The 18,164-nt window shown below is 57.3% G+C and carries 19 protein-coding genes; 8 read left to right on the top strand and 11 right to left on the bottom strand.

The annotated features are described in order from the left end of the window. Positions 1-106 precede the first annotated feature (106 nt). The gene (locus K7H94_RS08465; protein WP_190286063.1) at positions 107-280 is read right to left on the bottom strand and encodes a hypothetical protein; all 174 of its coding nucleotides are present in this window, start codon (positions 278-280) and stop codon (positions 107-109) included. Between the two features lie 92 nt (positions 281-372). Here K7H94_RS08465 and manX point away from each other — a divergent pair, with 92 nt between their 5' ends. The 4 genes from manX (at position 373) to K7H94_RS08445 (ending at position 3,604) form a co-directional block, all read left to right on the top strand. Next, positions 373-1,335 (top strand): PTS mannose transporter subunit IIAB, encoded by a 963-nt coding sequence (gene manX / locus K7H94_RS08460; protein WP_058757739.1) that lies wholly within the window; start codon positions 373-375, stop codon positions 1,333-1,335. A gap of 57 nt (positions 1,336-1,392) precedes the next feature. Continuing rightward, positions 1,393-2,193 (top strand): PTS mannose/fructose/sorbose transporter subunit IIC, encoded by an 801-nt coding sequence (locus K7H94_RS08455; RefSeq protein WP_031280203.1) that lies wholly within the window; start codon positions 1,393-1,395, stop codon positions 2,191-2,193. A gap of 14 nt (positions 2,194-2,207) precedes the next feature. Then, entirely contained in the window at positions 2,208-3,053 is an 846-nt protein-coding gene (locus K7H94_RS08450) for a PTS mannose transporter subunit IID (protein WP_021510027.1), read from the top strand. Between the two features lie 92 nt (positions 3,054-3,145). Beyond that, positions 3,146-3,604, top strand: coding sequence for a DUF986 family protein (locus tag K7H94_RS08445; protein ID WP_222951956.1), 459 nt, complete (start codon positions 3,146-3,148; stop codon positions 3,602-3,604). Here the strand turns inward: K7H94_RS08445 and rlmA are convergent. From rlmA to K7H94_RS08420, 5 genes are all read right to left on the bottom strand, one after another. Then, positions 3,601-4,407 (bottom strand): 23S rRNA (guanine(745)-N(1))-methyltransferase, encoded by an 807-nt coding sequence (gene rlmA / locus K7H94_RS08440; RefSeq protein ID WP_222951955.1) that lies wholly within the window; start codon positions 4,405-4,407, stop codon positions 3,601-3,603. The two genes, K7H94_RS08445 and rlmA, sit on opposite strands and share 4 nt — an antisense overlap. Before the next feature lie 140 nt (positions 4,408-4,547). Next, positions 4,548-4,757 carry a transcription antiterminator/RNA stability regulator CspE gene (gene cspE / locus K7H94_RS08435; RefSeq protein WP_021510024.1) on the bottom strand — a complete coding sequence of 70 codons (210 nt, stop codon included), beginning with the start codon at positions 4,755-4,757 and terminating at the stop codon, positions 4,548-4,550. A gap of 83 nt (positions 4,758-4,840) precedes the next feature. Next, positions 4,841-4,915 carry a DUF2627 domain-containing protein gene (locus K7H94_RS08430; RefSeq protein WP_110866451.1) on the bottom strand — a complete coding sequence of 25 codons (75 nt, stop codon included), beginning with the start codon at positions 4,913-4,915 and terminating at the stop codon, positions 4,841-4,843. 540 nt (positions 4,916-5,455) lie between these two features. Next, positions 5,456-6,454 carry an MBL fold metallo-hydrolase gene (locus tag K7H94_RS08425; protein WP_222951954.1) on the bottom strand — a complete coding sequence of 333 codons (999 nt, stop codon included), beginning with the start codon at positions 6,452-6,454 and terminating at the stop codon, positions 5,456-5,458. Positions 6,455-6,472: 18 nt separating this feature from the next. Then, complete coding sequence (locus K7H94_RS08420; protein WP_141495364.1) at positions 6,473-6,748, bottom strand: YebO family protein; 276 nt, start codon at positions 6,746-6,748, stop codon at positions 6,473-6,475. A 218-nt stretch (positions 6,749-6,966) separates the two neighbouring features. Between K7H94_RS08420 and K7H94_RS08415 the strand changes: the two genes are divergently transcribed. After that, positions 6,967-7,203 (top strand): YobH family protein, encoded by a 237-nt coding sequence (locus K7H94_RS08415; protein WP_021510021.1) that lies wholly within the window; start codon positions 6,967-6,969, stop codon positions 7,201-7,203. A gap of 40 nt (positions 7,204-7,243) precedes the next feature. Here K7H94_RS08415 and kdgR read toward each other — a convergent pair whose 3' ends face one another. Beyond that, a complete protein-coding gene (gene kdgR, locus K7H94_RS08410; protein WP_058771238.1) occupies positions 7,244-8,035 on the bottom strand; it encodes a DNA-binding transcriptional regulator KdgR in 792 nt (263 codons plus the stop codon). Between the two features lie 162 nt (positions 8,036-8,197). Here kdgR and K7H94_RS08405 point away from each other — a divergent pair, with 162 nt between their 5' ends. After that, a complete protein-coding gene (locus tag K7H94_RS08405; RefSeq protein WP_058774591.1) occupies positions 8,198-9,580 on the top strand; it encodes an MFS transporter in 1,383 nt (460 codons plus the stop codon). Between the two features lie 41 nt (positions 9,581-9,621). On the opposite strand, the gene htpX is transcribed toward K7H94_RS08405, so the two are convergent. From htpX to K7H94_RS08385, 4 genes are all read right to left on the bottom strand, one after another. Beyond that, positions 9,622-10,503 (bottom strand): protease HtpX, encoded by an 882-nt coding sequence (gene htpX / locus K7H94_RS08400; RefSeq protein ID WP_021510018.1) that lies wholly within the window; start codon positions 10,501-10,503, stop codon positions 9,622-9,624. A gap of 210 nt (positions 10,504-10,713) precedes the next feature. Then, positions 10,714-12,753: a carboxy terminal-processing peptidase gene (prc, locus tag K7H94_RS08395; protein WP_021510017.1), complete on the bottom strand. Its 2,040-nt coding sequence runs from the start codon at positions 12,751-12,753 to the stop codon at positions 10,714-10,716. A gap of 20 nt (positions 12,754-12,773) precedes the next feature. Continuing rightward, the gene (gene proQ, locus K7H94_RS08390) at positions 12,774-13,454 is read right to left on the bottom strand and encodes an RNA chaperone ProQ (RefSeq protein WP_010616374.1); all 681 of its coding nucleotides are present in this window, start codon (positions 13,452-13,454) and stop codon (positions 12,774-12,776) included. Between the two features lie 96 nt (positions 13,455-13,550). Next, entirely contained in the window at positions 13,551-14,051 is a 501-nt protein-coding gene (locus K7H94_RS08385; protein WP_150057907.1) for a GAF domain-containing protein, read from the bottom strand. A 218-nt stretch (positions 14,052-14,269) separates the two neighbouring features. Here K7H94_RS08385 and yebS point away from each other — a divergent pair, with 218 nt between their 5' ends. Beyond that, a complete protein-coding gene (yebS, locus tag K7H94_RS08380; protein WP_058771236.1) occupies positions 14,270-15,514 on the top strand; it encodes a membrane integrity lipid transport subunit YebS in 1,245 nt (414 codons plus the stop codon). Further along, entirely contained in the window at positions 15,483-18,116 is a 2,634-nt protein-coding gene (locus K7H94_RS08375; protein WP_222951953.1) for a PqiB family protein, read from the top strand. The genes yebS and K7H94_RS08375 overlap by 32 nt, the downstream gene beginning before the upstream one ends. Positions 18,117-18,164: the final 48 nt, after the last annotated feature.

Below are 18,164 nucleotides of genomic sequence, written 5' to 3'. Positions count from 1 at the left end.
CGTCGGTGACGGTCCATAGAGGTGAGCTAAAGCCCGGTACTCCTGAGTAATAAACAGAAAGCTAATGTATCAGTTACATCAACAACGTCAAAAAATTTTCTTACATTTACAAATAACTGCGCCAGCGCAAGAAACTGCCATAAAAATGCCCGTTGCCGCCGGTACGCTCTGAATAGCAGAGCAACGTCACATATTTTATTTTTTCGCTCACTAAAATAAATCGCGACCTTACTGCTGTATCGCGGAATGTTTTGGGCCTTTTCCTGATGACTTTCTTCATTTTAGTCCCGGGCGATCCACAGAAAATAACAACGGTAATTCTCAATGATTCCCGGCCAAGGTCGGGAACTCTCATGCGAACGGAGGTAGCAAGTGACCATTGCGCTTGTAATTGGTACACATGGCTGGGCGGCAGAACAGCTGCTGAAAACAGCAGAAATGCTGTTGGGCGAGCAGGAAAATGTCGGATGGATTGATTTCGTGCCCGGCGAAAATGCAGAAACGCTAATCGAAAAATATCAGGCGCAGCTCGCCCGACTCGACACGTCGAAAGGCGTGCTGTTTCTGGTGGACACCTGGGGCGGCAGCCCGTTCAACGCCGCCAGCCGCATCGTGGTGGACAAACCGGGCTATGACGTTATTGCCGGGGTCAACATTCCCATGCTGGTGGAAACCCTGATGGGGCGCGATGACGACCCATCGCTGGAAGAGCTAATCCACATCGCCGTCGAGGCCGGCCGCGAGGGGGTGAAAGCGCTCAAAACCGAATCCGCCGCGCCGGCAGCGGCCGCACCGGCCCCGAAAGCCCCTGCCCAGCCGCAGAAGCCGCTGGCACCGGGCGAGCATATGAAAATTGGCCTGGCCCGTATCGATGACCGTCTGATCCACGGCCAGGTGGCCACGCGCTGGACCAAAGAGACCAACGTGACGCGCATCATCGTCGTTAGTGATGAAGTGGCCAACGATCACGTTCGCAAAACCCTGCTGACTCAGGTGGCGCCGCCGGGCGTGACCGCCCACGTGGTGGATATCGCCAAGATGATCCGCGTGTGGAACAACCCGAAGTACGGTTCCGATCGCGTGATGCTGCTGTTTACCAATCCGACCGATGTTGAGCGCGTGGTGGAGCAAGGCGTGGATATCAAGTCGGTGAACATCGGCGGCATGGCCTTCCGTCAGGGGAAAACGCAGGTTAATAACGCGGTGTCGGTGGATGAGAAGGACATCGCTGCCTTCCGCAAGCTGAATGAGCGCGGTATCGAACTGGAAGTGCGTAAAGTCTCCAACGACCCGAAACTGAAAATGATGGACCTGATTGCGAAGGTCAATGCCTGATTCGCCTGTGCCTGCGCGCGTGGGCAAAAAGTTCTGATCTTGCTGAGGAAAAATGCAATGGAAATAACCTCGCTACAAATAGTGTTGATATTTATTGTGGCCTGTATTGCCGGGATGGGATCGATTCTCGATGAGTTCCAGTTCCACCGGCCGCTGGTGGCCTGTACCCTGATTGGTGCAGTGCTGGGTGATATGAAAACCGGCATCATCATCGGCGGTACGCTGGAGATGATCGCGCTGGGCTGGATGAACATCGGTGCGGCTGTGGCGCCAGATGCGGCGCTGGCTTCCATCATCTCTACGATTCTGGTCATTGCCGGCGGTCAAAGCGTCGGTGCCGGTATTGCGCTAGCCATCCCGCTGGCCGCAGCTGGTCAGGTGCTGACCATCATCGTGCGTACCATCACTGTCGCCTTCCAGCACGCCGCGGATAAAGCTGCGGAGAAAGGCAATCTGACGGCGATTTCATGGATCCACGTCTCTGCCCTGCTGCTGCAGGCGATGCGTATCGCTATCCCGGCGCTGATTGTGGCGGTCTCGGTCGGTACCAGCGCGGTACACAGCCTGCTGAGTTCGATTCCGGAAGTGGTCACCAATGGTCTGAACATCGCCGGCGGCATGATCGTGGTGGTCGGTTACGCGATGGTCATCAACATGATGCGTGCCGGTTATCTGATGCCGTTCTTCTATCTTGGCTTTGTCACCGCCGCGTTCACCAACTTTAACCTGGTGGCGCTGGGCGTGATTGGCGTGGTAATGGCGGTGCTGTACATCCAGCTGGCGCCAAAATACAACCGCGTCGCAGGCGCTGCCTCGGCGGGCCCGGCTAACAACGACCTCGACAACGAACTCGACTAGGAACAGGTGACATCATGGTAGATACAACCAATACTCCAAAGAAACTCACCCCCGGTGACGTGCGCGGTGTGTTCCTGCGCTCCAACCTGTTTCAGGGTTCGTGGAACTTTGAACGCATGCAGGCGCTGGGCTTCTGCTTCTCAATGGTGCCGGTGATCCGTCGCCTGTATCCGGAAAACAACGACGAACGCAAGCAGGCGATTAAGCGTCACCTTGAGTTCTTCAACACCCATCCTTACGTGGCCGCGCCAGTGCTCGGCGTGACCATGGCCATGGAAGAGCAGCGCGCCAACGGGGCAGCGATCGATGACGGTGCCATTAACGGCATCAAAGTGGGCCTGATGGGGCCGCTGGCTGGCGTGGGCGACCCGATTTTCTGGGGGACCGTGCGTCCGGTGTTCGCCGCACTGGGTGCCGGTATCGCGATGAGCGGCAGCCTGCTCGGTCCGCTGCTGTTCTTCTTCCTGTTTAACATTGCGCGCATGCTGACCCGCTATTACGGCGTGGCCTATGGCTATCGCAAAGGGGTGGATATCGTCAGCGATATGGGCGGCGGCTTCCTGCAAAAACTGACCGAGGGGGCATCGATACTCGGCCTGTTTGTCATGGGGGCGCTGGTCAACAAGTGGACGCACGTCAATGTGCCGCTGGTGGTATCCCGCATCACCGACCAGACCGGCAAAACCACGGTCACCACCGTGCAGTCGATTCTCGACCAGCTGATGCCCGGCCTGATTCCACTGCTGCTGACCTTTGGCTGTATGTGGCTGCTGCGCCGTAAAGTTAACGCGCTGTGGATCATCGTTGGCTTCTTTGCCATCGGTATCTTTGGTTACTGGATCGGCCTGCTCGGTCTGTAATCTCACCGCCGGGAGTCAGACTCCCGGCGTTTTTTGAACGGCGTGACCTGAGCGCCAACGCTGAGGTCACTTCGGTTGAGGAAGAAGCCTGTATGTCACTGACTGACGCCCTGATTGCCCTGCTGATCGCCGCTCTCGCCCTGTTTGCGATTTACGACGATGTCATCCTGCCCCGCCGCAATGGACCGACCCGACTGCGCGTCACCCTGCGCCGCCGCCATAAAATCGACAGCGGCATCTTTATCGTGCTGCTACTGATTCTGCTGTGGAACAACGTCAGCCATCTTGGCCCGCAGCTCACCACCACTTTGCTAATGGTGCTGTGCTTTATGGCTATCTGGCTGTTCTGGATCCGCAGCCCGCGGCTGCTGATGAAAAATGACGGCCTGTTTTTCGCCAGCGTGTGGATCGATTACCGGCGTATTCAGAGTATGAACCTGTCAGAGGATGGCATTCTGGTGATGCAACTGGAGCAGCGTCGCCTGCTGATTGCGGTGAAACAGCTCGACGACCTGGAGAAAATCTATCATACGCTGGTGGAGGCGCGTTAAACGCGCTGCCACAGCGTCAGGGTGAAATCCGCGTCACAGCTAAAGGTGGCGCTGGAGGCCAGCTGCTGCCACACCGCTTCACGCGCACGCCAGGCAAAGGGGGTCATCTGCAGCAGGCTCACCGCTTCCGCCCCGTTCAGCGTCATCGTGTAGTGAAGGTTTTGCTGATCGATCTGCTCAAATCCCGCATACTTTTTCTCTTCCGCCGTATGCAGCTGCACTTCGCGATAGATCAACGCCTTAAACTGCTGCAGATGGTGCGGCCCCGGTGTCACCGTCAGCAAATAGCCGCCAGGCCTGATGACGCGGCTCAGCTCTTGCTCGTTACAGGGCGCGTAAATGCGCACGATGGCGTCCAGTGAACTATCGGCAAACGGCAGGCGCTGGCTGGAGGCGACACAAAAGTTAACCGCGCGATAGCGCTTTGCCGCCATGCGCACCGCGGCTTTGGCCACATCCAGACCGTACAGCTGGCTGTCGGGCAACGCGGCAGCCAGGGCGGCGGTGTAATAGCCTTCGCCACAGCCGATATCCAGCAGCTGCGTGGGCCGGTTCGTGAGCGGCTGAGCCAGACGCTGCGCCACCCGATCGCGCAGCGGCTGATAGTGTCCGGCATCCAGAAAGGCCCGGCGCGCCTGAAGCATCTCTGCGCTGTCGCCCGGTTCCCGTGAACCTTTGTGCTGCACCGGCAGCAGGTTGACGTACCCCTCCTTCGCCCGATCGAACTGATGACCGGACGCACAGCGATAACTGCTGGCGTGCAGGTGCAAAGCGAGGTGGCAAAGTGGGCAAATCAACGACATAGATAACTCCGGGTTAGCGATTCGCGGCGCAGTTTACCCTGATCATCCGGTAACAGAAAGGATAAAGAAAAGCCCCGCTCATTGAGCAGGGCTTTTAAGATTCGATTCAGCGGTGCATGACACCGAGCCTGAGTGCGAAATCAGATAGCAGTAACGTTAACTGCTGCCGGGCCTTTCTGGCCGTCCTGAATTTCAAACTCAACTTGTTGACCTTCGGCCAGGGTTTTAAAACCGTTGCCCTGGATAGCAGAGAAGTGAACGAACACGTCTTTGCTGCCGTCAGCAGGAGTAATAAAACCAAAACCTTTAGACTCGTTGAACCACTTAACCTGACCTTTAATCTTTGCCATTTTTGCAAATTCCTTAGAGTGTTTATATTGCCCGCAGGCAGTCTTACAGAGAAACCAGAGACATTACTGAATGAGGCACTAATTTAAGGTTCGGCAAGGAAGCGGTATTCAACGTCAACGTCTTTACTCGTAACTTCTTTACTGAAGATGCCATACATAAACAGAACTGTACCTCGTTTGACCCACGATTCGTTATCACATATCCGCTAATTAATGGCAAGCCATTTTTAAACAGTGATCGACATGCCGCACATAATTGCCTGAAACCGGCAGCGAAAGGTGGATAACGTTATTGACAGCAACGCCTCAACGTGTGCAAAAAAAGTCTATGTGTCAGTATAGTTAGCGCCAGACTCGCGTTTCGTCAAGCGCAGCGGTAAACGCTGCTGTTTCACATTTAAACCGAATAAGTTTAGGCAAAAAATATTGCATTAATATGGCACAGATAAGCTATTTCACTGGCCGTTGTGCAATAAGCGACATAACTGCGCAGCGCTCAAATCTTGTACAATAAATTGCTGGCAGTACAAGTTAAAAATAGTTTTGCACCAAAATCAGGAAAATATAATCGCCGTTGCCCCAAATATAGGCAGACTGCACGCTGGCATTTATCTCATTTTTTTCTAAACACCCAACAATTAAATGTTAAAAAAACGCGGAAGCCGCTGGCATTTAACAAAAATGGCTTAGGATAAATCTTAATCGTAATTCATCAGGCTGCGGCTCTCGCCAATTCGCCATGGGGTAAAAGGCGCATCGACCTCGCCCGCCTGCAGCAATGCTTGCGCCAGCACCGTCGGCGGATCGTCAAGCGACTCGTCCGCCAGCTCAAATACGCCCCAGTGAATGGGAATCGCCAGCGGTCGCCCTATCTGCTGCCAGAGCTGTACCGCCTGATCCGGGTCCATGTGCTGGCCGCGCATGAACCATTTTGGTGCATAGGCACCTATCGGCAACGCAGCCAGATTAAACGGCCCCAGCCGCTGCGCGATGGCTGAGAGATTATCGCTATAGCCACTATCGCCGGAGAACCAGAAATTGAGCTGCGCATTACGCACTACCCAGCCGCACCACAGCGACCGGTTGCGATCCCAGAAGGTGCGCATGCTCCAGTGGCGCGCGGGAACGGCTGTGAAGCTGATGTCGTCCAGTTGCACCTGCTGCCACCAGTCCAGTTCGGTGACGGTGCGCACGCCACGGCGGCGACACCAGTCGGCCATCCCCAACGGCACCAGAAAGTGCGCGGCAGGAAAGCGGCGGGCGATGCGTTTCACCGTAGGCCGATCAAGGTGATCGTAATGGTTATGCGAGATCAGCACATAATCAAGATGCGGCAGCTGCGCCACGCTGAGCGGCGCCGGGGTTTTACGCTGCGGCCCGGCAAATGGCAGCGGCGAAGCGCGTGCCGACAGCGCCGGGTCGATCAGAATATAGCGCTGATTGAGACGCAGCAGCAGCGCGGCATGGCCCAGCCACCAGACACGGTCATCTTCACCGCTCAGGTCGGCCTGCTGGCACCAGCTAGCGGTAAAGGCCGCATAGCCGGACTGCGGTGGCAGCGGCAGATTCTGCTGCTTACGCTCGCGCCGCCAGCGCTGTAAATCGCCAGGCTGACGCAACTCCTCTTCCGGGTTACGAAAGCCATGCGGCGTATGATGGGCCAGCGAAGCGTCATACCAGGGATTTTGCCAGGCCATGGCCTCTCCGTTGTGTGCTTAACGTTCCGGGATCAGGCGAATAAAGTCGCGCTTGTCCCCGGTATCCTGCTCATCCTGCGCTTTTTCGGCCACCGGCTGCGCCTCAGCGATACGGCGCAGCAGCGCGTTCTGTTTCTTTTGCTCTTCCAGCAGCGCTTCCAGCAGCTGAAGCTGTTCACTGGCGCGCACGCTGGCCCGGTTAACAAAAAACCAGGCAATAAAGGCCACAATCACAATGATGGCCAGCACGCCATAGTTAAACAGCGGACCGGTACTGGCGGCTAATTCGTTCATAACTGCATCAATCCTCAAACATCATTCAGGTACATCGCCGCTGATTCTACTCGTTGCGTGCGGAAAAGATATGGTTGCGGAGATAAAGCAGATTATCCCGCCTGCGTGCCGCTTTCAGTTATCTCTGATCGATCCGGCGAGAAAAGCGAGGCATGCTGCTACTATAGAGTTCGCAGCAATGCGGGAACAGCTGCGTTATGTAACACAAGGAGATAAAAATGAAACTACTGATTCGTGCGGTGATGGTGCTGGCAGTCTTGTGGCTGGCGATGCTGTTTACCGGCTACGGCGTGTTAACCGGCAGCAATAAAAACGCAGCCGGGCTGGGCTTACAGTGCAGCTACCTGACCGCGCGCGGCATGATTACCGCACAGTATCTGCACACCGACAGCGGCATTGTTGGCGTTACCGATTGTCCACTGCTGAAGAAAAGCGGCGAAGTGGTCGACAACTAAGTTAAGCCGCCTGCCGGGCTGCACGTCAGCCCGGCAGGATTCAGAACGGATAGTCGTAATAGCCCATTTGCTCCGACACCTTACGCGCGGCACGATGCAGCATCGCCACATACTCTTTTTTTGCCGGTTCGGAGAAGCGCACCGTCGGAAAAGAGAGACTCATGCCGGCAATCACCACGCCGAAGCGATCAAACACCGGTACCGCCAGACAGCGAATCCCCGCTTCCTGCTCTTCATTATCCTCACCAAAGCCCTGTTGCCTGACCTGATCCAGCACCGGCAGTAGCGCCTGCGCGTTGACGATAGTGTTAGCGGTGCTGCGACGGAATTCCACTTCACGCAGAATGTCGTTCACCTCCGCGCGCTCACGCCACGCCAGCAGCACTTTGCCGATGGCGGTACTGTGCAGCGGATTACGCCGGCCGATGCGCGAATACATGCGCAGGTTATACAGCGAGTCAATCTTGTGGATATAGACGATGCTGTCTTCTTCCAGCGCACCGAGATGAATGGTCTCTTTGGTCTGGCGCGACAGTTCGCGCATCTCCACATCGGCGCTGCGAATTAAATCCACGTTCTGCAGCGCGTGCGCGCCAAGTTCAAACAGCTTGAGCGTCAGCGAATATTTTTCGCTCTCGCCCTCCTGCGCCACGTAGCCAAGCGATTTCATGGTCTGCAGAAAGCGGTAGACCGTGCTTTTCGACATCATAACCCGCTGCGAAAGCTCGGTGATGCCGTGATCGCGCTCTTCACCCAGCGCCTGCAGAATGCCAAACACTTTCATCACCGATGAAACGGCATCCGGCTGTTTATCGTTATCGCGGCTCGCCATGCGGGACTTCCTTAACGCTTTTGCAAAAAACGCCAGTATAGAGGTTACAGCCGGACGGCGGCAACGACACATCCACTTGTAATTTTTGTCCATTAATGCGGTGATTTCAGGCAGAAAATTGATTAGCATGATGATATTCACTTACTTCACTTCTCCCTGTTTATGTCTCCTACCGTGTCTCAGGATGGATTACCCGTTCCACAGCGTTACGGCGCGATAATTACCATTGCGCTTGGCATCATGATGGCGGTGCTGGACGGCGCGATTGCCAACGTGGCGCTGCCGACCATTGCGCGTGAGCTGAACGCCAGCCCGGCGGAATCGATCTGGATCGTCAACGCCTATCAAATCGCTATCGTGATTTCGCTGCTGTCGCTGTCGTTTCTTGGCGATATGTTCGGCTACCGGCGCGTCTATCAGGTCGGGCTGGTGCTGTTTGTGTTCACCTCGCTGTTCTGCGCCCTCTCCTCGTCGCTGAATATGCTCACCGTGGCGCGCGTGCTGCAGGGCTTCGGCGGTGCGGCGCTGATGAGCGTCAACACGGCGCTAATCCGTATTATTTACCCGCAGCGCTTCCTGGGACGCGGCATGGCCATCAACTCGCTGATCGTGGCCGTCTCCAGTGCCGCCGGTCCCACGGTGGCGGCCGCGATTCTCTCCATCGCCAGCTGGAAATGGTTGTTCCTGATCAACGTGCCGCTCGGTGTGGTGGCGCTGTGGCTAGCGCTGCGCTTCCTGCCGGATAACACGCAGAAAGCGAAGCAGCAGAAATTTGATGTGCCGAGCGCCATCATGAATGCGCTGTTTTTTGGCCTGCTGATTTCAGCGCTGACCGGCTTCGCGCAGGGAGAAAATGGCTGGCTGATTGCGGGTATGCTGCTGGCGCTGCTGCTGATCGGCGTGGTGTTTGTGCGGCGTCAGCTGGCGATGCCGGTGCCGCTGCTGCCAGTAGATTTGCTGCGCATTCCGGTGTTTTCGTTGTCGATCGGCACTTCGATCTGTTCGTTCTGTGCACAAATGCTGGCGATGGTGTCGCTGCCGTTTTTCCTGCAAAACGTACTGGGCCGGGATGAGGTCGCGACCGGCCTGCTGCTGACGCCGTGGCCGCTGGCTACCATGGTGATGGCACCGATTGCCGGCCGTCTGATCGAGAAGTTTCATGCCGGGCTGCTGGGTGGGCTGGGGCTGGCGCTGTTTGCCGCCGGGCTGTTCCTGCTGGCGCTGCTGCCTGCACAACCCACAGATGCCGATATTATCTGGCGCATGATGCTGTGCGGTGCCGGCTTCGGGCTGTTCCAGTCACCCAATAATCACACAATCATCTCGTCGGCTCCGCGCCAGCGTAGCGGCGGTGCCAGCGGCATGCTCGGCACCGCGCGACTGGTCGGGCAAAGCACCGGCGCCGCGCTGGTGGCGCTGATGTTTAACCTGTTCAACGACAGCGGCACGCATGCCTCGCTGCTGCTGGCCGGAACCTTTGCCAGCGTGGCGGCGATCGTCAGTATGCTGCGCATGACGCAAAGCCGTCAGCCGGCAGAGTCATAAAAAAAGGGCGCCCGCAGGCGCCCTGTTCATTTCTATATGGCTTACTTAAGATAAGCACCGCTGCGCAGCGCTTCGATACGCTTGTCGAGCGGCGGGTGCGACATAAACAGCTCGCTCAGCGACTTACCTTTACCGTTAATACAGAACGCCATCATGCTGCTGGGTTCCTGCGGTTCGTAGCTGGTTTTCAGGCGCTGCAGCGCGGCAATCATCTTTTCACGACCCACCAGCTTCGCTGAGCCGGCATCGGCGTGGAATTCGCGATGGCGCGAGAACCACATGGTGATGATGCTGGCGAGAATACCAAACACCAGTTCCAGCACCGTCGCCACGGCAAAATAGACCAGCGGATTGCCGTTGCTGCTCTCTTCGCCGTCGCGGTTGCCGGACAGGAAGCCAGACGCCACCTGCGCAATGATACGCGAAATGAAGATCACGAAGGTGTTCACGATACCCTGAATCAGTGTCATGGTGACCATGTCACCGTTCGCGATGTGGGCGATCTCGTGCGCCAGCACCGCCTCCGCTTCGTCGCGGCTCATGTTCTGCAGCAAACCGGTGGACACCGCTACCAGCGAGGCGTCACGGCGTGCGCCGGTGGCAAAGGCGTTGATATCGGGCGCGTGGTAAATCGCCACCTGCGGCATCGCAATGCCGACCTGCTGAGCCTGGCGGCCGACGGTTTCCATCAGCCAGCGTTCCGTCTCGTTACGGGGTTGTTCAATCACTTCACCGCCGACCGAGCGTAACGCCATCCATTTGGACATCAGCAGTGAAACAAACGCACCGCCAAAGCCAAACAGACCTGCCATAATCATCAGACCCTGAACACTGCTTGACTGGATTCCTGTCAGACTCAGAATCAGTCCGAATACCAACATCACCGCCAGGTTGGTGACCAGGAAAAGCGCAATACGCATCATAAACGTTAATCTTCCTCAGTTGTGCTCGCGCTCATGCGCGGATATACATCCTATGTCCATTGTGGCGCTTTTCAAGCGACCTTAATCTTTAAGTGCCTAAAAAGACATAACTTTACATTTGGTAATGGTAGCAGGTGCAGCCTGCCGGGCGGCGATTTCAAGGCAAAAAAAAGCACCGCCGCAGCGGTGCTGTAATTTCAGGCCGAAAGGTTACTTCGCTGCCGCCGGCGCTGGCTGATCTTTTTCCAGCTGGGCCAAATCGTTAGCGATTTTCACCGTTTCATCCAGATACGGATCCGGCTCTTTGTAGTCTTTCGGCAGATCGTCCAGGCTCTTCAGCGGCGCTTTGCCTTCCGCCTGGTAGCGCGCATTGATACGTTCCAGACGTAGCGCATCTTCTTCGTGGTTCTCTTTCTCGCGCTGAGCCAGATTCAGTGACACGATGTTACGCTTGTCCTTCATCGCGTTGAAACGCGCGATGTCTTTCATGATGTACTGGAACTCGCGATCTTTGGCGATGCGATCGGCGTGCTCTTTGGTCAGCTGCGGCACCAGCGGCGTGATATCGCCGGTTTTGGTATAGGTCGCCGCGTTGATGCTGTCCCACGGCAGCGCGTTATCCTCAAACTTCTCGCCGGTCTCTGCCGCTTCCACACCGGTCGGCATCAGCAGGTCTGGAGTGACGCCTTTCCGCTGAGTACTGCCACCGTTGATGCGGTAGAACTTCTGAATGGTGTACTGGACTGAGCCCAGCGCCGGCCATTCCGGACGCAGCATCTGATCGTAGATGCGGTTGAGTGAGCGATACTGCTGCACCGTGCCCTTACCAAAGGTCGGTTCGCCGACAATCAGCGCGCGGCCGTAATCCTGCATCGCCGCGGCAAAGATTTCCGACGCCGAGGCGCTGAAGCGATCGACCAGCACCACCAGCGGACCTTTGTAGTAAACGATGCCGTCGTTGTCGCTGTCCTCTCGCACACGACCATTATTGTCACGCACCTGCACCACCGGACCACTCGGAATAAACAGGCCGGAGAGCGATACCGCTTCGGTCAGCGCGCCGCCGCCATTGGTACGCAGATCGATGACGATGCTGTCGACGTTCTGCTTCTGCAGTTTCTGCAGCTGCACTTTCACATCATCGGTCAGGCCAACGTAGAAGCCCGGGATATCCAGCACGCCGACTTTCTCTTTGCCGACGTTGTGCACGGTGCCCTTCACCGCGCGATCTTCCAGACGGATTTTCTCACGCGTCAGCGTCACGGTACGGGTTTTGGTGCCCTTGCCGGCTGGCAGGATCTCGAGGCGCACTTTGCTGCCCTTCGGCCCTTTGATTTTGGACACCACATCATCCAGACGCCAGCCAATCACATCTTCCATTGGCTTGCCCGGCTGGCCGACGCCCACAATGCGGTCGCCCACGCTGATGGATTTGCTCTTGGCCGCCGGACCACCGGCCACCATCGAGTTGATCACCGTGTAATCGTCATCCATCTGCAGCACGGCACCGATACCTTCCAGCGACAGGCTCATTTCGGTGTTGAACTGCTCGGTGTTGCGCGGTGACAGATAGTTCGTGTGCGGGTCGATTTCATGCGCGAACGCGGTCATCGCCAGCTGGAACACATCTTCGCTGTTGCTTTGTGCCAGACGACGGATGGCAAAGTTGTAGCGCTTGGTCAGCGTCTCGCGAATCTCTTTGTCATCTTTCCCGGCCAGCTTCAGGCTCAGCTCGTCATACTTCACCTTGGCATCCCACAGCGCGTTTAGCTCATCTGTGCTTTTCGGCCACGGTGCTTTGGCACGATCGATATCGATGGTGTCATTGCCGGTGAAGTTCATCGGGCGGTTCAGCACGCTGAGCGCATACTGATAGCGCTCGAAGCGGCGCTTCTGCGCCAGATTATAGAGATCGTAAAACACATCCAGCTTGCCGCTGCGCAGCTCATCACCGAGCGTGGTTTTCTTGTCGGCGAATTGTGCCACGTCCGACGCCAGCAGCACGTTATGGCTGTAATCGAGCAGATTCAGGTAGCGGTCAAAAATTTTCGCCGAAAAATCCTGATTCAGATCGAACTGACGATAGTGAGAGCGGGTGAAACGCGAAGTGACGCGTTCACTGACGGTAGGATGCTGTGCTTCTTCGTGTAACTGGGGAATCTGGTCGGCGCGGGTAATGTTGTCCGCGCCAAAGGTGGGGCCTGCCAGCAGCAGGCCCGCGATCATACCGATCTTAAAAATGCTGTTCATGCCAGGGTCGGGCCTCCGTTTCAGAACTGCAAGTGTTCTGCGCGCACAATCATTGCCAGGCCGGAAGCGAGCTGGACCCGGACGCCATCTTTGGTAATTTCCAGGATGGTAGCGTCCATTGCACTTTTGCCTGCTTTGACTTTGATGTTTTGACCCGCTTGCAACGTTGAAGTGTCAGTGACGGGTTTTGCCCGCGGTGGACGCGGAGCAGCCTGACGCTCACCGGCCGCAGCACGCGGCGCCTGTGGACGTGGCTTACGCGGTGCGTCACCCTCCGCCGCTTTACGGGCAGCAGGCTTGCGCGGACGACGCTCAGCGGTCTCTTCACCGGCTTCACGTTTTTTCGCTTTTTGCTGCTCGCGCTGCGCCTGCACGCGCGCTTTGGCTTCTTCCAGCTGCTTGCGCGCATGTTCTACGTGCTGCTCATCCAGCACGCCACAGGCGTTGCCGTCGAGATCGACACGGGTGGCACCGGCTTTAATGCCGTAAAGATAACGCCAGCTTGAGGTATAAAGGCGTAAGGCCGAACGCAGTTGCGTCTTGCTCAGGCTGTTTTCGCCCTGAACGCGCTCCACCAGATCCTGAAAGATACCGATTTTGAGCGGACGCGCTTCACCTTCGGCGCTAAAGCAGTGCGGAAAACGCTGCGCCAGAAAGGCGATGACTTCTTTACTGCTGTTCAACTTAGGTTGATTTTCCATGAAATTTCCTGATTACAACGGGTTTGCCGACCAGAGCAGGCATGAACAGGCGACATTATAATGACAACATCGCCAAATGCTATGTGATCCAGTCGATTAGCTGCGCGTCAGCTGAAGAAATTTTTCAATGTCGCTGTTCGCCAGCACTGCACAAAGCCCGTCGGTAAGGGCTACCAGCCCCGCTTCATCCTCGCTATCGAAGCGAGAATAAACCGTACTGTCGATGTCGAGAACACCGACCATCGTGCCATTCACTTTCAGAGGAATCACGATTTCCGCGTTGCTGGCGGCGTCGCAGGCAATGTGCCCCGGGAAAGCGTGCACGTCTTCAACCCGCTGCACGCGATCCTCCGCAACCGCGGTGCCACATACGCCTTTACCCACCGGAATGCGTACGCAGGCGATTTTGCCCTGGAACGGACCCAGCACCAGCGTCTCCGGCTCGGTCAGCAGATAGAAGCCTGCCCAGTTAACCCCTTCCAGGCGTTCAAACAGCAGCGCACTGCAGTTGCCCAGCGCCGCCAGGAAAGAAGTTTCGCCCGCTAACAGTGCGCGGACATCGCGATTTAAATCCTCGTAAAAGGCTTTTTTGTTCATTGTTTAACCATAACTCATCACTGGCGTGACCTTGTTGTCACTCAGTTGTTAAAATAAGCACTAATAATCCAACCCCACAAGGTGAATCATTGTGTTAGTTACTATACCCTTAGCACGCTATGCTTGAGACTATTCTCGTACCATAGATTGATGCAGACAGACGAGCTCTGCTCCGCATGCCGGTAACTGTAACGAACAATGGGCCCCTTGCGTCATTTATGAAAATTCACGCCATCAGCCAGACGTTGCCCCACGCACGTTATCAGCGTTGCCCGCAATGCGATACCCTTTTTTCCTTACCGGATGTGAAATCGCATCAGTCGGCTTATTGCCCGCGCTGTCATGCCCGTATTCAGAACGGTCGCGACTGGTCAATGACGCGGCTCACCGCCATGGCCGTCACGATGATCGTACTGATGCCGTTCGCCTTCAGCCTGCCGCTGGTGGATATCCGCCTGCTTGGCATGCGCATCAACGCCAGCCTGCTGGAGGGCGTGCTGCAGATGGCGCAACAGGGCAACGTGCTGACAGCCGCCATGGTGGCGTTTTGCACGATTGGCGCGCCAGTGACGCTGGTGGCCGGCATCTGCTATTTGTGGATTGGCCACGCGCTCGGCATGAACCTGCGCCCGGTCCTGCTGATGCTGGAGAAGCTCAAAGAGTGGGTCATGCTGGATATCTATCTGGTCGGCGTGGCGGTGGCGTCGATTAAGGTGCAGGATTATGCCGCGCTGGAGGTCGGCTACGGGCTGGTCGCCTATATCGCGCTAACCATTATGAGCCTGCTGACGCTGATTCATCTCAACGTGGAGGAGCTGTGGGAACATTATTACCCGCAGTCGGTGCCGCACGAACCGCCCGAGCGGTGGCAGGTTTGCCTGAACTGCCACCATACCGGTATGCCCGATGAACGCGGACGCTGCACGCGCTGCCATACGCCGCTCGATTTTCGCCGCCGCCACAGCCTGCAAAAATCCTGGGCGGCGCTGATCGCCTCGATTGTGCTGCTGATCCCGGCTAACCTGCTGCCGATTTCGGTGGTGTACGTCAACGGTGCGCGGCGCGAAGACACCATTTTCTCCGGTATTCTTGGCCTCGCCTCCGGTAACGTGCCGGTGGCCGCGGTGGTGTTTATCGCCAGTATTCTGGTGCCGTTTACCAAGGTGTTGGTGATGCTGACGCTGTTGCTCAGCATCCATTTTAAGTGTGAACAGGGTTTGAAAACCCGCATCCGTCTGCTGCGCGCCGTCACCTGGGTGGGCCGCTGGTCGATGCTGGATCTGTTCGTCATTGCTTTAACCATGTCGCTGGTCAATCGTGACCAGCTGCTGGCTTTTACCATGGGACCTGCCGCCTTCTACTTTGGCGCGGCAGTCATCCTGACCATTATGGCCGTTGAGTGGCTCGATAGCCGCCTGATCTGGGATGCACATGCAACAGGAAACGCCGACTACACCGACTAGCGCTAATCTGCGTAATAAACGCAAGATTTCGCCGTTCTGGCTTTTGCCCATTATCGCCCTGCTGATTGCCGGCTGGCTGTTATGGACCAATTATCAGGAGCGCGGCACCACCATCACCATCAACTTCCAGACCGCGGACGGCATCGTGCCGGGCCGCACGCCGATTCGCTATCAGGGCGTGGAAGTGGGCACCGTGCAGGGCATTGTGCTGAGCGATGACTATCGCAGCATTCAGATCAAAGCCAGCATCAAGAGCGACATGCGCGATGCGCTACGGGAGAACACCCAGTTCTGGCTGGTGACGCCAAAAGCCTCGCTGGCGGGCGTCTCCGGGCTGGATGCGCTGGTGGGCGGTAACTACATCGGCATGATGCCCGGCGACGGCAAAGAGCGCGATCACTTCACCGCGCTGGACACCCAGCCAAAATACCGGGTAAACACCGGCGAACTGCTGATTCACCTGCACGCGCCCGATCTCGGCTCGCTCAACACCGGTTCGCTGGTCTATTACCGTAAAATTCCGGTCGGCCGCGTCTATGACTACAGCATCAACGGTAATACCGATGGCGTGACCATCGATGTGCTGATTGAGCGGCGCTTTACCAACCTGGTGAAAAAACAGAGCCGCTTCTGGAATGTCTCGGGCGTTGACGCCGATGTCAGCCTGAGCGGCGCCAAAGTGAAGCTGGAGAGCCTGGCCGCGCTGGTGAATGGCGCGATTGCCTTTGACTCGCCGGACAGCGGCGAACAGGCCAACAGCGATCAAAACTATCAGCTCTATTCGGATCTGGCGCACAGCCAGCGCGGCGTGCTGATTTCGCTCGATCTGCCCAACGGCGACAACCTGAAAGCCGACAGCACGCCGCTGATGTATCAGGGGCTGGAAGTGGGCACCCTGACCAAACTGACGCTGCTGCCGGGCGGCAAAGTGTCCGGCGAGCTGACGATCGATCCCTCCGTTACCGGCCTGATGCGCAGCGGCACGCGGATTGAGATGCGCGCACCGAAACTCAGCCTGACCGACACCAGCCTGAGCAGCCTGCTGACCGGCAATACGCTGGAACTGGTCCCGGGCGAAGGTGAGCCGCAGGATCACTTCAGCGTGCTGCCGGCCAGCGAAACGCTGTTGCAGAAGCCGGATGTGCTCACCGTTCAGCTCAGCGCGCCGGAAACCTACGGTATCGACGCCGGACAGCCGGTGATGCTGTATGGCGTGAAGATCGGTCAGGTTATTTCGCGCCGGCTGGATGAAAACGGCATCAGCTTTGTGGCGGCCATCAATCCGGAGCATCGCCAGCTGGTACACGCCGACAGTAAGTTCATCGTTAACAGCCGTCTCGACGTTAAATTTGGCCTCGACGGCATGCAGGTGCTGGGCGCCAGCGCACGCGAATGGGTCGACGGCGGTGTCCGGCTGGTGCCGGGTGCGAAAGGTCAGCCGTCCAGCCGCTATCCGCTGTACGCCGACTCAGAGCGCGCGGCAGAAGGCATTACCGGCGATCAGCCGCCGACCACGCTCAAACTGACCGCCAACAGCCTGCCGGATGTGCAGGCCGGCTCGGTGGTGCTGTACCGCAAGTTCCAGGTCGGTGAAGTGGTGGATGTGGTGCCGCGCGCCGATGCGTTTGAGATTTCGGTCCATATCCAGCCGCAGTATCGCAAGCTGCTGACCAGCGAAAGCGTGTTCTGGGCTGAAGGCGGTGCCAAAGTCCAGCTCAACGGCAGCGGTCTGACCGTGCAGGCTTCGCCGCTGAACCGCGCGCTAAAAGGCGCAATCAGCTTTGATAACCTGACGGGCGCGCAGGCAGCGAAAGGCGTTAAGCGCGTGCTCTATCCGTCAGAAACCGCCGCACGTGCGGTCGGCAGCCAGATTACCCTGCACACCTTTGATGCCAGCAAACTGTCGGCCGGCATGCCAATCCGCTACCTCGGCATCAACGTCGGTCAGGTGGAGTCGCTGGCGCTGAGCCAGGATAACAACCAGGTGGTGGCGAAAGCGGTGCTCTATCCGGAGTATGTGCAGGACTTCGCGCGCATCGGCAGCCGCTTCTCTGTTGTCTCGCCCGAGATTTCGCCCGCCGGCGTTAATCACCTGGAAACGCTGCTGCAGCCGTATGTGAACGTGGACCCGGGCAAAGGCGCGCTGGCGCGCAGCTTTGAACTGCAGGAGAGCACCATTACCGATTCGCGTTACCTTAACGGGCTGAACATCTATGTGGATACCACCGAAGCCGGTTCGCTGTCGATTGGCACGCCGGTGCTGTTCCGCGGTGTAGAAGTCGGCACGGTAACCGGCACTTCGCTGGGTAACATGGCCGACCGCGTGCAAATCGCGCTGCGCATCAGCAAGAAGTATCAGCATCTGGTGCGTAACAACTCGGTGTTCTGGCTGGCCTCCGGTTATAACCTCGACTTTGGTCTGATTGGCGGCGTGGTGAAAACCGGCACCTTCCAGCAGTTCATTCGCGGCGGCATCCAGTTTGCCACACCACCAACGGTGCCGCTGGCGCCGCAGGCCGGTGCCGACAAGCACTTCCTGCTGCAGGATGAAGCGCCAAAAGAGTGGCGCAACTGGGGCACGGCGATTCCGTCGCCAAACTAAGACAACGGGCAGCCTGCGGGCTGCCCGACTTATTTGCGTCAGGGATAT

Origin of the sequence: Pantoea dispersa (assembly GCF_019890955.1) — a bacterium.
GTDB classification, from domain to species: Bacteria; Pseudomonadota; Gammaproteobacteria; order Enterobacterales; family Enterobacteriaceae; genus Pantoea; species Pantoea dispersa.
This window is presented reverse-complemented; position numbering and strand designations above follow the sequence as displayed.

Excerpts from the sequence above, each read along its gene's own strand:
- cspE (WP_021510024.1), bottom strand. The coding sequence starts at position 4,757 with ATGGCAAAGATTAAAGGTCAGGTTAAGTGGTTCAACGAGTCTAAAGGT.
- K7H94_RS08375 (WP_222951953.1), top strand. The coding sequence starts at position 15,483 with ATGCAACAGGAAACGCCGACTACACCGACTAGCGCTAATCTGCGTAAT.
- K7H94_RS08465 (WP_190286063.1), bottom strand. The coding sequence starts at position 280 with ATGAAGAAAGTCATCAGGAAAAGGCCCAAAACATTCCGCGATACAGCA.
- prc (WP_021510017.1), bottom strand. The coding sequence starts at position 12,753 with ATGAACAGCATTTTTAAGATCGGTATGATCGCGGGCCTGCTGCTGGCA.
- K7H94_RS08385 (WP_150057907.1), bottom strand. The coding sequence starts at position 14,051 with ATGAACAAAAAAGCCTTTTACGAGGATTTAAATCGCGATGTCCGCGCA.
- K7H94_RS08420 (WP_141495364.1), bottom strand. The coding sequence starts at position 6,748 with ATGAACGAATTAGCCGCCAGTACCGGTCCGCTGTTTAACTATGGCGTG.
- K7H94_RS08415 (WP_021510021.1), top strand. The coding sequence starts at position 6,967 with ATGAAACTACTGATTCGTGCGGTGATGGTGCTGGCAGTCTTGTGGCTG.
- kdgR (WP_058771238.1), bottom strand. The coding sequence starts at position 8,035 with ATGGCGAGCCGCGATAACGATAAACAGCCGGATGCCGTTTCATCGGTG.
- K7H94_RS08445 (WP_222951956.1), top strand. The coding sequence starts at position 3,146 with ATGTCACTGACTGACGCCCTGATTGCCCTGCTGATCGCCGCTCTCGCC.
- K7H94_RS08405 (WP_058774591.1), top strand. The coding sequence starts at position 8,198 with ATGTCTCCTACCGTGTCTCAGGATGGATTACCCGTTCCACAGCGTTAC.
- K7H94_RS08450 (WP_021510027.1), top strand. The coding sequence starts at position 2,208 with ATGGTAGATACAACCAATACTCCAAAGAAACTCACCCCCGGTGACGTG.
- htpX (WP_021510018.1), bottom strand. The coding sequence starts at position 10,503 with ATGATGCGTATTGCGCTTTTCCTGGTCACCAACCTGGCGGTGATGTTG.
- K7H94_RS08455 (WP_031280203.1), top strand. The coding sequence starts at position 1,393 with ATGGAAATAACCTCGCTACAAATAGTGTTGATATTTATTGTGGCCTGT.
- proQ (WP_010616374.1), bottom strand. The coding sequence starts at position 13,454 with ATGGAAAATCAACCTAAGTTGAACAGCAGTAAAGAAGTCATCGCCTTT.
- K7H94_RS08425 (WP_222951954.1), bottom strand. The coding sequence starts at position 6,454 with ATGGCCTGGCAAAATCCCTGGTATGACGCTTCGCTGGCCCATCATACG.
- yebS (WP_058771236.1), top strand. The coding sequence starts at position 14,270 with ATGAAAATTCACGCCATCAGCCAGACGTTGCCCCACGCACGTTATCAG.
- rlmA (WP_222951955.1), bottom strand. The coding sequence starts at position 4,407 with ATGTCGTTGATTTGCCCACTTTGCCACCTCGCTTTGCACCTGCACGCC.